The organism is Pseudoalteromonas sp. SiA1, assembly GCF_018732205.1.
GTDB lineage: Bacteria > Pseudomonadota > Gammaproteobacteria > Enterobacterales > Alteromonadaceae > Pseudoalteromonas > Pseudoalteromonas tetraodonis.
In genome coordinates this window covers 1,979,106-1,992,981 of record NZ_CP076084.1, presented here as the reverse complement: position 1 = coordinate 1,992,981, position 13,876 = coordinate 1,979,106, and the positions used below count along the sequence as shown (strand labels likewise).

Sequence of the window (13,876 nt, the reverse complement as noted above, 5' to 3'; positions counted from 1 at the left end):
TATTTTTACTCTGTTGTATGGCGTGAATCATCAATTGGACATTGACCAATGGTTGAAATCTCACCAGAATTTGACTCCTGTTCCAGTTTTACCTTAAAGCCCCATAGTCTGTAAAGGTGTTTTAATACCTCCCTATGGGAGTTAGCCAGTGGAACGGCGTTGTGAGGGATATATCGTAGGGTTAAAGAGCGGTCGCCGCGTAAGTCAACATCGTAAACTTGTATGTTAGGCTCATGATTACTAAGGTTATATTGTGTAGAAAGTGCTTCTCTAACCGCTTTGTAGCCATTATCGTCGTGAATAGCGCCTATTTCTAAATGTGGGTTACTAGCATGGTCGACTATGGTGAATAATTTAAAATCCCGAATCAGCTTAGGGGATAAAAATTGGCTAATAAAACTCTCATCTTTGAAATTTTGCATTGCAAAGTGCAGTGTCTCGAGCCAGTCACTGCCCGCATGCTCAGGAAACCAGCGTTTATCTTCTTCTGTTGGGTTTTCACAAATACGACGTATATCAACCATCATATTAAAGCCCAGTGCATAGGGGTTAATACCTGAGTAATAATCGCTATTGTATGGAGGTTGGTACACAACATTAGTATGGCTTTGTAAAAACTCCAACATAAATGAGTCGGTTAGTTTTCCCTCATCATATAAATGGTTCAAAATAGTATAGTGCCAAAAAGTGGCCCAACCTTCATTCATTACTTGGGTTTGTTTTTGCGGATAAAAGTATTGTGATATTTTTCGCACTATCCTGACGATTTCTCGCTGCCATGACTCGAGTAAAGGGGCATTTTTTTCAATAAAGTACAGAATATTTTCCTGTGGCTCTTGCGGGAAGTGGCGTTCGTGTTTTTTTGACTCTTGCTGTTGAGAAGGAATGGTACGCCATAATTCGTTAACTTGTGATTGCAAATACTCAGCCCGTTCTTGCTGGCGTTTTTGCTCTTCAAATAACGAAATTCGTTGTGGACGTTTGTACCTATCAACACCGTAACTCATTAATGCATGACATGAGTCGAGTATGCTTTCTACTTCGGAAATACCGTACTTTTCTTCACAGCGGCTAATATAGTTTTTAGCAAACAATAAATAATCAATAATTGAGCCTGCATCAGTCCATGTTTTAAATAAATAATTCCCTTTAAAAAATGAGTTATGCCCATAGCAAGCATGTGCCATAACCAGTGCCTGCATCGGAAGGGTGTTTTCTTCCATTAGGTAAGCAATACAGGGGTTCGAATTAATCACAATTTCATACGCAAGTCCCATTTGACCGCGTTTATAATTTTGCTCCGTTTGAATAAATTTTTTACCATACGACCAGTGAGTGTAGCCAATGGGCATGCCTACACTTGAGTAGGCATCCATCATTTGTTCTGCGGTGATCACTTCAATTTGGTTAGGATAGGTGTCTAGCTTATAGTGCTCAGCCACACGCGCTATTTCGTCTTGGTATTGTTGCAATAGTTCAAAGGTCCAATCGGGCCCATCACTTATTCGATTATCTTTCATAATGCTACCTCGCTTTGGCTATGCAGCCCCTTGCTGTTGACGACCTTTTTTAAATAGCTCCCTAAATATAGGGTAAATATCTTCAACACCTTGGATATGCTGGATGGCAAAATTACTGTTCGTTTGACTAATGTTTTGATACTCGCGCCATAAACTTTGATGAGCACGTGTGGTAATTTCTATATAGGCAAAATAGCGAACAGCTTTAAGTATTTTATTACGTAAAATGTGCCCACATTGGGGCGTGTCATCGGCCCAATTATCGCCATCAGAAGCTTGTGCTGCGTATATATTCCATTCATCAGAATTATAGCGCTCAGCTATTATTTCATTCATCAGTTTTAGTGCACTTGAAACAATGGTACCGCCTGTTTCTTGTGAATAAAAAAATTCTTGCTCATCAACTTCTTTAGCCTGGGTATGATGGCGAATATACACAACGTCGATGTCTTTGTAGCTGCGAGTTAAAAACTGATAAAGCAAAATGTAAAAGCGTTTTGCCATGTCTTTTGTTGCTTGGTCCATCGAACCTGACACATCCATAATACAAAACATCACCGCTTTACTGGTTGGGTGTGGTTGCTTGTCGTAGTTACGAAAACGTAAGTCGTAATTATCGATAAAGGGCACGGTTTTTATTTGCTGTTTGAGTGTGTCGATTTCTTTTTGTAATAAGGCCACAGCGGCTTTATCACAGTGTGGTTGTTCAAGCAGCAGTGCTAGTTGTCCCTCAAGCTCACTAAGGCGGCGTTTTTTACCTGCGGTCATTGCAATACGACGAGCTAGAGAACCTTGTAATGAGCGCACTACATCAATATTACTGGGCATACCATCGCTGCAAAACCCAGCGCGATGGGTTTTCATTTGTACGAGCTTATCAAGCTGATTTTCTTGCAAGTTAGGGAGTTCTAAATCCTCAAATAACAAATCAAGGTATTCATCTTTAGAGATAGAAAAAACAAATTCATCTTGGCCTTCGCCAGAGTCACTTGCTTCACCTTCGCCTGCGCCACCGCCTTTGCCTCCTTTAGGGCGTTCTATTTTGTCGCCAGTAGAGAACTGATCGTTCCCAGGGTGTATTTGCTCTCTATTACCGCCTCTACCTTGATGAAAAGTAGGTTCACTAATATCGCGCTGCGGAATAGAGATACTCTCTCCAGAGCTTGAATCAGTGACACTGCGTTTATTGATCGCATCAGACACCGCTTCTTTGATCTGCTTTTTATAACGCCTAATAAAACGCTGGCGGTTAACTGTGCTTTTGTTTTTGCCATTTAAACGCCTGTCGATAAAATGCGCCATAATGACCTCCTAAAAACTGCAATTATGAAGGTTATTGCGATTTTCTAACCCGTAAATACCACTCAGATAGCAAGCGCACTTGTTTTTGCGTGTAGCCTTTTTCAACCATACGATTAACAAAGTCCTCATGCTTTTGCTGATCTTCAGCTGATGTTTTTGCATTAAATGAAATAACAGGGAGTAAGTCTTCCGTGTTTGAGAACATTTTTTTCTCAATAACCGTGCGTAGTTTTTCATAACTTGTCCACAGCGGATTTTTGCCATTGTTATGAGCGCGAGCACGCAGTACAAAGTTAACAATTTCATTTCTAAAATCTTTAGGGTTTGAAATACCTGCAGGCTTTTCTATTTTTTCAAGCTCAGCGTTGAGTGCATCACGGTCAAATAATTGCCCTGTATCAGGGTCGCGGTATTCTTGATCTTGAATCCAAAAATCAGCATAAATAACGTAGCGGTCAAAAATATTTTGGCCATATTCTGAATATGACTCTAAGTACGCGGTTTGTAGCTCTTTACCTATAAACTCAACATATTGTGGAATTAAATAGCCTTTTAAAAAGCTTAAATAACGTTCTTCAACCTCGGCACTAAATTGTTCACGCTCAATTTGTTGCTCAAGCACATAAAACAAATGCACAGGGTTGGCGGCCACTTCGGTAGTGTCAAAGTTGAATACTCGCGATAAAATCTTAAACGCAAAACGGGTTGAAAGACCGGTCATGCCCTCATCAACACCAGCATAATCACGATACTCTTGATACGACTTCGCTTTTGGGTCGGTGTCTTTAAGGGTTTCACCATCGTAAACTCGCATCTTAGAGTAAATGCTTGAGTTTTCCGGCTCTTTTAAGCGCGAAAGAGTGGTAAATTGGGCTAAAATTTTAAGTGTACCTGGCGCACAGGGGGCGTTGTAAAGCTCACTGTGTTCAATAAGCTTATCGTAAATTTTAATTTCTTCGGTCACTCGTAAGCAATAAGGGACCTTAACAATATAAACACGGTCTAAAAAGGCTTCGTTGTTTTTATTGTTTTTAAAGGTTTGCCATTCTGATTCATTAGAGTGGGCGAGTATCATGCCGTTAAATGGCAGGGCGCTTATGCCTTCTGTGCCGTTATAGTTACCTTCTTGGGTCGCTGTTAAAAGCGGATGTAACACTTTTATGGGGGCTTTAAACATTTCCACAAATTCCATTAAGCCTTGGTTGGCTAAACATAATGCGCCTGAATAGGCATAAGCATCAGGATCATTTTGTGCAAAGTGTTCAAGTTGGCGAATATCTACCTTACCAACAAGAGCAGAAATATCTTGATTGTTTTCATCTCCGGGCTCTGTTTTAGCAATCGCAACTTGATTTAAAATTGATGGGAAGCGTTTAACCACTCTAAATTGACTAATATCACCATTAAATTCTTGTAAACGTTTTGCGGCCCATGGCGACATTACCGTTTTGAGGTAACGAGACTTAATTCCATATTCTTTTTCGAGTAGGCTGGCATCTTCAACGGGATCAAATAATGCCAGCGGATGGTCATTAACCGGGGAGCCCTTAATTGCATAAATAGGCACTTGTTGCATTAAATACTTTAGCTTTTCAGCAATCGATGACTTACCGCCACCCACCGGACCAAGCAAGTAAAGCACTTGTTTACACTCTTCTAATCCTTGCGCGGCGTGTTTTAGATAAGAAACAATTTGCTCAATGGCGTCTTCCATACCATAAAAATCGGCAAATGCAGGGTAACGTGCAACAACACGGTTCGAAAATAAGCGACTTAAACGAGTATCGGTAGCGGTATCTACCATTTTAGGCTCGCCAATGGCCATCAGTAATCTTTCAGGAGCACTGGCATAAGCAGACTTATCGGTTTTACAAATTTCTAGAAACTCAGCAACACTGTACTCTTCTTCTTGTGTTGATTCATAACGTGCTTGGTAGTGATCAAAAATAGTCATAATGACCTCCGAAACCTACTTGGAAAATGTACTCACTATTTAAAGTCTAGTCACGAATTTAAATTTTTGTGCAATAAAATTAAAAATTTATATGAAAAATGATCATGATGCACTTTTAGAAAACAACCTACGTATAACCCTAATCAAATAAAGTAGCGGACATAAAAAAAGACGCCTAAGCGTCTTTTTAAAGATTAGTTTAAAACTAATTATGCGAAGTTAGCGTTCGCGAATTCCCAGTTAACGAGTGACCAGAAACCTTTAAGGTAATCTGGACGCACGTTACGGTAATCAATGTAGTATGCGTGTTCCCATAAATCCACGGTTAGGATTGGTGTAACACCTGCATCTGTTAATGGTGTTGCAGCGTTAGATGTATTAACGATGTCTAGTGAACCATCAGCTAGTTTAACTAACCAAGTCCAGCTTGAACCAAAGTTATTTACTGCTTTGTCGTTTAACGCGTCTTTAAATGCGTCAAATGAGCCCCATTTAGCGTTAATTGCATCAGCAATTGCACCTGTTGGAGCGCCACCGCCATTTGGAGATAGGCTGTTCCAGTAGAAAGTGTGGTTCCAGATTTGAGCAGCGTTGTTAAATACACCGCCTTCTGAAGAACATACGATTTCTTCAAGTGATTTACCTTCAAACTCAGTGCCTGGGATTAAACCGTTAAGTTTAGTCACATAAGTATTGTGGTGTTTACCATGGTGAAACTCTAACGTTTCTTGCGAAATATGTGGCTCAAGTGCATCAATTGCATACGGTAGTGACGGTAGTTCAAATGCCATTTTTTATCTCCATCTTCTTTTGGTTGATAGTCTATTTAGTAATACGTAATGCCTGCGCAAACAGGGCACTTATCTATACCAAACAGGAATATAGTGTTACTATAATTGTTGAGTATTTTACTCAAGTTTTAGCAAACAGCAATGCTCTTGCTAAAGCTATTTAAGATTGAGGCTTTAATTGCCTATGTTAATCTATATATCTGAGGCCACAGTGAAACTTTTTCAAGGCCTAATGTGTTCGCTATCGTCATTTTGAGGTTGTAAATGGAAACCATCGATAAAATTAAACAGCAAATTGCTGAAAACCCAATCATCTTATACATGAAAGGATCACCAAAACTGCCTAATTGTGGTTTTTCTTCACAAGCATCACAAGCATTAATGTCGTGCGGTGAACCGTTTGCATATGTGGATATTTTACTTAATCCAGACATTCGTGCAGAGCTTCCTGCTTACGCTAACTGGCCTACCTTCCCGCAACTTTGGGTTGAAGGCGAGTTAATTGGTGGCTGTGACATTATCATTGAAATGTTTCAACGTGGTGAATTACAACCACTGATTGCTGAAACAGCTGCAAAGCATAAACCTGCAGACGCTGAATAAGCGTTTAGGTAAAAAAAGCTGCAATTTGCAGCTTTTTTTATGTCTAGCGTAAGCTTAAATAGCACTGAACCTGCCGATTTCACAATGGTATAGGCTGATTTTCCTATGATGGGGATTTAATTCTCAGCCGATCCAATAACCTGTCGATATAATACCCACCTCAAACAATTTGCTGCCATTAAAAGCTGTAAAAGTAACGAACAGTATTAGGGTCTGTTGACCTTTCAAGGTTAAATTTGCAGCAGTCTGTTTGGTATTTAGGCAAGGCAGAGCCTATGTGGTGTGGTATTCCTCATAAATAGGCGATAACGCAGCATCAATAACAAACAGGCGCTGAACTTCGGGTTCTGCCTAGGGACGATTTACTCTTTGTTGCTCGGTTTTTACTTAGTCCACTAGGTTACAAACCTCGCGCCGAGATTAAACCGCCCCTAGTTTGAACAAATTGTAATCCGCAAAGGTCAACAGACCCTAAGCTTTTCTTATCGTTTTTGCTTAATTAACTTAATTATTTTGTGCACAGGCATCTTTTTTCATCACCGTTCCTTGGCGTTAATACTTATTCAAAGTAAGCCATATGCGCAGGCCATAGTTGATAAAATTAAAAATAATTCACTCGTAAACAGTGCTAGCTTACTCAAAAGTGAGCCTATTTTTACGCAGTCAAGTGAGATGTTAACTTTTAGTATGTTGATTTTAAAGTGCTTTATATTTAATGACTGTGTTCATAGCAGTCACTGTTTTTGCTTAGGTGGCCAAACAAAGTTTACCTATAGGTAAGGTAGATAAAACGTCAGTAGATGCATAATATGAAAGCAAATACTGGTAACTATTAAATAATATATGCATTAATTTAAACCACTGTAAAAAACTATTAATTAATTTGCTTGTAAAAGGTAAATATCAGCAAGTTAATAAAGAATAAAATACGGCTATGAATAATTATTCATTATTTGCATGGTTTACGTTTACGTAAACTGACTATTGAGGGGGGGTTATTTACAAGTTCTTAAAAATAACACCGGTGTCATTAAAGTTTTCGATCCAATATCTACTCAAATGTTAATATTTAGCATTATTTTATGATTTTTAATGAAGTTGAAATATATTCAATATAATGAATATGTATTCAGAAAGATATTGACTCAGGTTAGGAATAACGCTAATTTTGATCGTCTGTTAGCAAATCGTCGAGCCGTTCATCCACGTTAACAGTGCAGCAAGGGGAGGGGTCCATGTTATATGACTCAAAACTAGAAAAAGATAATTGTGGCTTTGGCTTAATAGCCCAAGTTAATAACCAAGCGAGTCACCGACTCATCCGTACGGCGATCACCGGTTTAGATCGCATGCAGCACCGCGGCGGTATATCTGCTGATGGTAAAACGGGTGATGGTTGTGGCTTGTTACTTCAAAAACCAGACAGCTTCTTTCGTGCTATTGCTGCTGAAAATAATTGGCATTTAGGTAAAAATTACGCCGTTGGGATGATTTTCCTCAATGCTGATCCGGTATTAGCACAAGCAGCTAAAGATGTTTTAAGCGAAGAACTAGAAAAAGAAACGCTTAATATTTTAGGTTGGCGTGTTGTCCCTACCGATCCATCAATGTTAGGACCTATAGCCCTAAAGCAATTGCCTGGGTTTGAACAAATTTTTATTAGTGCGCCAGAAGGGTGGCGTTCTAAAGATTTAGAGCGACGTTTATATGTTGCACGTCGTCGTGCAGAAAAGCGCTTGATGGATGATGAATCATTTTATATTGCGAGCTTATCTGGGCTAGTCACCATCTATAAAGGCTTAATGATGCCTGCTGACTTGCCAAATTTTTATCTCGATCTTGCTGATATTCGCATGACCAGTGCTATTTGTGTTTTTCATCAACGCTTCTCTACAAACACACAGCCTCGCTGGCCTTTAGCGCAACCATTTCGTTATTTAGCGCACAATGGTGAAATTAATACTATTGAAGGTAACCGCCAGTGGGCCCGTGCACGCTCTTATAAATTTGCTTCGCCGCTTATTCCTGATTTACAAAGCGCAGCGCCGTTTGTTAATGAAACAGGGTCTGACTCATCTAGCCTCGATAATATGCTAGAGCTGTTTTTAGCTGGTGGTATGGATTTATTCCGTGCGATGCGCATGCTAGTGCCGCCAGCATGGCAAAAAAACCGTGCTATGGATGACGACTTACGTGCATTCTATGATTTTAATTCGATGCATATGGAACCGTGGGATGGCCCTGCAGGCATCGTTATGTCGGATGGGCGTTTTGCAGCCTGTAACCTAGACCGAAATGGTTTACGTCCAGCGCGTTATATTATTACTCAAGATGGCTTTATTACTTTAGCCTCTGAAGTGGGTATATGGGATTACACCGCTGACGAAGTGGTCGAAAAAGGACGTGTTGGCCCGGGCGAACTCCTCGTTATTGATACTAAATTGGGTAAAATTTGGCATTCAGATGAAATTGACCAAGATTTAAAATCACGCCACCCTTATAAGTCGTGGTTAGAAGAAAACGTTAAACGATTAACGCCTTTTGAAGCACTTACCGAGCAAGATGCGGGCAATCGCTCATTTGATGATGAAACCCTTGTCAAATACCAAAAGATGTTTGGCTATACTAACGAAGAGCTAGACAGCGTCATTCGTGTCATGGGTGAAAATGGGCAAGAAGCCACTGGCTCAATGGGTGACGATACGCCGTTTGCCGTACTGAGTGAAGGGCACCGTTCACTTTATGATTATTTCCGTCAAAAGTTTGCTCAGGTTACTAATCCGCCAATTGATCCGTTACGTGAAAACCATGTAATGTCGCTTGCAACGTGTATTGGCAGTGAGCAAAACGTATTTAATGAAACAACAGGGCACGCTAAACGCCTGCAATTTGATACGCCTATTTTAATGTACGCTGATATGCAGCAGCTACTTAACGCCGATGAAGCGCACTACAGCTATTGTAAGATTGATATTACTTACACCGTAGAAGAAGGCCTTGAGAATGCGGTTAAGCGCATCTGTGATGAAGCACAAGCAAAAGCCGCATCTGGCTGCATTATGCTGGTATTAACGGATCGTAACTTTGATGACAATCAATTACCTATCCCTGCTGCTATGGCGGTGGGTGCGGTACAAAAACGCTTGGTAGATAATAACTTACGCTGTGAGTCAAATATTATTATTGAAACTGGCAGCGTTCGCGATGCGCATCAATTTGCGGTACTACTTGGATTTGGTGCAACCGCAATTTACCCGTATTTAGCGTACGAGTCACTTGTGGCTATGAGCGATACCAAGGTAATTAATAAGTCATACTGTGAAGTTACACTGGCTTATCGTCAAGCAATTAATAAAGGCTTGTACAAAATCATGTCTAAAATGGGCATTAGTACCGTGGCTTCATATCGTTGTTCAATGCTGTTTGAAGCCGTTGGTCTATCGGACGCTATTGTTGAGATGTGTTTTAAAGGCGTGGCGAGTCGTATTAAAGGGGCGTGTTTTAGCGACTTTGATGACGATCAGCAAAGCTTGCATAAACTGGCGTTTAGTAAACGTAAATTATTAAGCCATGGTGGTTTATTTAAGTACGTACACGGCGGCGAGTACCATGCTTACAACCCTGATGTGATTCAAACGTTACAAAAAGCAGTACGTAGCGGCGAGTACAGTGATTACAGCGAATACGCAAAGCTAGTTAATCACCGTCCAGTCGCGACTCTGCGCGATATGTTGGCTTTAAAACTGCCAGAAAAGGGTATAAGCATTGATGAGGTAGAGCCTGCCACTGAGCTTTATAAACGGTTTGACTCAGCCGCCATGAGTATTGGTGCATTATCACCAGAGGCGCATGAAGCACTTGCAATTGCCATGAATCGTTTAGGTGGCTGCTCAAACTCTGGTGAAGGTGGCGAAGACAAACTTCGTTACGGTACAGAAAAAAATTCACGTATTAAACAAGTAGCTTCGGGTCGATTTGGTGTCACCCCACATTACTTACGTAGCGCTGATGTTATTCAAATAAAAGTGGCACAAGGCGCTAAACCTGGGGAAGGCGGACAATTACCGGGTGAAAAAGTCACTCCCTATATTGCCAAGCTTCGTTACTCGGTACCGGGTGTGACTCTTATTTCACCTCCGCCGCATCACGATATTTATTCTATCGAAGATTTAGCCCAGCTGATTTTTGACTTAAAACAAGTAAACCCGAATGCATTGATTTCAGTAAAACTGGTATCTGAACCGGGTGTTGGCACAATTGCAACCGGTGTAGCAAAAGCGTATGCCGACTTAATTACTATTTCAGGCTATGATGGTGGCACAGGTGCAAGTCCATTAACCTCAGTTAAATACGCTGGCAGCCCATGGGAGTTGGGACTTGCTGAAACACAACAAGCATTGGTAGAAAATGGCCTTCGCCATCGTATTCGCCTGCAAACAGATGGCGGTTTAAAAACCGGCCTTGATATCATCAAAGCGGCCATTTTAGGCGCCGAAAGTTTTGGCTTTGGCACAGGGCCTATGGTTGCATTAGGCTGTAAATACTTACGAATCTGTCACTTAAATAACTGTGCGACAGGTGTGGCAACACAAGACGAAACATTACGTCAAAAGCATTATCATGGTCTGCCAGAAATGGCGATGAATTACTTTAAGTTCATTGCTCAAGAAGCGCGCGAAATTATGGCAAGTTTAGGGGTTGCAAACCTAACCGATTTAATTGGTCGCTTAGACTTACTCGAAGCCATTGAAGGCAAAACAGCGAAGCAGCAAAAAATAGATTTATCAGCGGTTATCGCTCAGCCAAATAATCCAACGGGTGAAACTTTGTTTTGCAGTGCACCAAATAGCTCGCATTATTTAGGTGAGTTAAATGAGAACTTACTTGGTAAGGCACAAGAGGCAATAGATAACTCAAGCGGCATTTCATTAGTAAGTCGTATTTGTAATACCGACAGATCAGTAGGTGCCATGCTTTCTGGGTATATTGCTGATAAACACGGTAATCAAGGCATGGCCGCAGATCCGGTAGTTATTGAATTACATGGTACAGCTGGTCAGTCATTCGGTGTATGGAATGCCGGTGGCCTTGAAATGACTTTGGTTGGCGATGCTAACGATTACGTTGGTAAAGGCATGGCTGGCGGTAAGCTAGTTATTCGCCCACCATTGGGTTCGTCATTTGAAAGTCATAAAGCAACAATTATTGGCAATACCTGTTTATATGGTGCAACCGGCGGTAAATTGTTTGCAGCAGGATGTGCAGGCGAGCGTTTTGCTGTACGTAACTCAGGCGTGCAAGCTGTTGTTGAGGGCGTAGGTGATAACGGTTGTGAATACATGACCGGTGGCGTTGTGTGTGTACTTGGTAATGTAGGAGTGAACTTTGGTGCAGGTATGACCGGTGGTTTCGCTTACATTTTAGATGAACGAGGTGATTTTGAGAAACGCATTAACCCAGAGTTGGTTGAAGTGGTTACTTTAGATGACTTAAGTTCACATCAAGAGCATTTACGCGGCTTAATTGCTGATCATTTAGAGCTAACAGGCTCATGCAGAGCAGAAACTATTTTAGCTAACTTTGAACTTTATTTACCGATGTTCAAATTAGTAAAACCTAAATCAAGTGACGTAAAAAGTTTACTCGGGCACCGCGCTCGCAGTAGCGCCGAACTACGTGTTCAGGCGCAATAAGGGGGCAGTATGAGCGAAAATGTATATCAATTTATAGACGTGCAGCGTGTAGACCCACGCAAAAAACCAATCTCGTCGCGTAAAAAATCGTTCGTAGAAATTTATGAACCCTTTTCAGAAAATCAGGTTAATTCACAAGCGGATCGTTGCCTTGATTGTGGTAACCCTTATTGTGAGTGGAAATGTCCAGTACATAATTATATTCCACAATGGTTAAAACTGATCCGTACAGGGCGTATTTTAGAGGCCGCTGAGCTATCGCACCGTACTAACAGTTTGCCAGAAGTGTGTGGACGAGTATGCCCGCAAGACCGCTTATGCGAAGGCTCATGTACATTAGATGAAGAGTTTGGTGCAGTAACAATCGGTAATATTGAAAAATACATCACCGACACCGCGTTTAAAATGGGCTGGAAACCAGACATGTCCTATGTGACATGGACTGATAAAAAAGTTGCCATTATTGGCGCAGGGCCTGCGGGCCTAGGCTGTGCAGATATCTTAGTGCGTAATGGCGTAAAGCCTGTGGTATTTGACCGTCACCCTGAAATTGGTGGGCTGTTAACCTTTGGTATTCCTTCTTTTAAATTAGAAAAAGAAGTCATGCAAAAACGTCGCGAAATATTTACCGAAATGGGTGTTGAATTCAAGCTTAATGTCGAAGTAGGTAAAGACATTAGCATGGATGAAATACTTAATGAGTATGACGCTGTATTTTTGGGCGTGGGGACTTATCAGAGTATGCGAGCGGGGCTTGAGAACGAAGATGCACCGGGAGTACATGATGCCCTGCCATTTTTAATTGGTAACACTAATCGTGTTATGGGTTACGATGAGTCTAAACAAGCTTGCATTGATATGGCAAACCAAAAAGTAGTGGTACTAGGTGGTGGTGATACAGCAATGGACTGTGTGCGTACCTCTATTCGTCATAACGCGTTAAAAGTAACGTGTGCTTATCGTCGTGATGAAGAGAACATGCCTGGTTCAAAACGCGAAGTAAAAAATGCCAAAGAAGAGGGCGTCATTTTTACTTATAACGTTCAGCCTAAAGGGATTGTGCTTGATGACAAAGGTGCTGTAGCCGGTGTTAAAATGGTAAAAACTCAGCTTGGCGAGGCAGATGAAAACGGCCGCCGTCGCGCTGAGGAAGTACCGGGTTCAGAGCATATTATTGAAGCCACACAAGTGATTATGGCATTTGGTTTTAAGCCACATAAAATGGATTGGCTAGAGCAGTACGACGTAGAAATTAACCACTGGGGTGGTATTAATGCACCCGAGCAAGGTGAATTTACACATCAAACCACTAATCCTAAAATATTTGCTGGTGGCGATATTGTTCGTGGTTCAGACTTAGTGGTCACCGCTATATTTGAGGGGCGTAACGCTGCAGAAGGCATTATGGATTATTTAAAAGTGTAAATAATGCTTTTGTTAGAATGGAGTCAAAAGCAAACCTTCGGGTTTGCTTTTTTTATTTCCTCAGTTTTACAAACAAAGGTAAATATTTATGGTTCCATAGTCGGTGTTTAAGGTCTACAAAAAGGGACGTAGGTTTTGACCTAGCTATTTACAATTATAAGATTTTACAAATAAAAAAGCCCGCAATACATAGATTGTGGGCTTTTTTAAACGCGCTGTTAGTTAATCCATCGAGAAGTGATCTAGGCTCGGTTTCACTCTGGCTTGTCGGCGTTTCACACTTTTATAGCAAATAACGTTACAAACAAGCTGTAGGCCAATAACTAACCAACTTAGTGTTATTAAGCCACTAATAGCTGTGCGGCTAAAAACTAACATAACAGCAATAACAATATGTACAATTAATGCCACATTTAAAAAGCGATATAAGCTCTGCTTAAATTGTGTATGTTTAAACTTACTAAAAACAGCCAAAAGTATACTGACAATCAGTAGCAGCCAGTTAATTGCTAAGCCAAAATAAATGACCGTCGTTTGCATTAATGTATCCTCATCGTATCAAGGTAACGCACTATAAAGCGATTCACT

8 protein-coding genes are annotated in these 13,876 nt (G+C 40.9%); 3 read left to right on the top strand and 5 right to left on the bottom strand.

Annotation, left to right across the window (positions count from 1 at the left end):
- Positions 1-5 precede the first annotated feature (5 nt).
- The 4 genes from KK487_RS09125 to KK487_RS09110 all read right to left on the bottom strand — a co-directional run bounded on the left by KK487_RS09125 (position 6) and on the right by KK487_RS09110 (position 5,567).
- Complete coding sequence (locus KK487_RS09125; protein WP_036954365.1) at positions 6-1,520, bottom strand: SpoVR family protein; 1,515 nt, start codon at positions 1,518-1,520, stop codon at positions 6-8.
- 18 nt (positions 1,521-1,538) lie between these two features.
- Positions 1,539-2,822 carry a YeaH/YhbH family protein gene (locus tag KK487_RS09120; RefSeq protein ID WP_036954367.1) on the bottom strand — a complete coding sequence of 428 codons (1,284 nt, stop codon included), beginning with the start codon at positions 2,820-2,822 and terminating at the stop codon, positions 1,539-1,541.
- Between the two features lie 31 nt (positions 2,823-2,853).
- Positions 2,854-4,776: a PrkA family serine protein kinase gene (locus KK487_RS09115; RefSeq protein WP_036954370.1), complete on the bottom strand. Its 1,923-nt coding sequence runs from the start codon at positions 4,774-4,776 to the stop codon at positions 2,854-2,856.
- Positions 4,777-4,985: 209 nt separating this feature from the next.
- Complete coding sequence (locus tag KK487_RS09110) at positions 4,986-5,567, bottom strand: superoxide dismutase (RefSeq protein WP_010388603.1); 582 nt, start codon at positions 5,565-5,567, stop codon at positions 4,986-4,988.
- Positions 5,568-5,831: 264 nt separating this feature from the next.
- Between KK487_RS09110 and KK487_RS09105 the strand changes: the two genes are divergently transcribed.
- The 3 genes from KK487_RS09105 to KK487_RS09095 all read left to right on the top strand — a co-directional run bounded on the left by KK487_RS09105 (position 5,832) and on the right by KK487_RS09095 (position 13,288).
- Complete coding sequence (locus tag KK487_RS09105) at positions 5,832-6,170, top strand: Grx4 family monothiol glutaredoxin (protein ID WP_024602947.1); 339 nt, start codon at positions 5,832-5,834, stop codon at positions 6,168-6,170.
- A gap of 1,235 nt (positions 6,171-7,405) precedes the next feature.
- On the top strand, positions 7,406-11,863 hold the full coding sequence (gene gltB, locus KK487_RS09100; RefSeq protein WP_024602949.1) for a glutamate synthase large subunit: 4,458 nt from the start codon (positions 7,406-7,408) through the stop codon (positions 11,861-11,863).
- A 9-nt stretch (positions 11,864-11,872) separates the two neighbouring features.
- Complete coding sequence (locus tag KK487_RS09095) at positions 11,873-13,288, top strand: glutamate synthase small subunit GltD family protein (protein ID WP_013465171.1); 1,416 nt, start codon at positions 11,873-11,875, stop codon at positions 13,286-13,288.
- A gap of 222 nt (positions 13,289-13,510) precedes the next feature.
- Here the strand turns inward: KK487_RS09095 and KK487_RS09090 are convergent, their stop codons facing one another.
- Complete coding sequence (locus KK487_RS09090; protein WP_024602950.1) at positions 13,511-13,828, bottom strand: hypothetical protein; 318 nt, start codon at positions 13,826-13,828, stop codon at positions 13,511-13,513.
- Positions 13,829-13,876 lie beyond the last annotated feature (48 nt).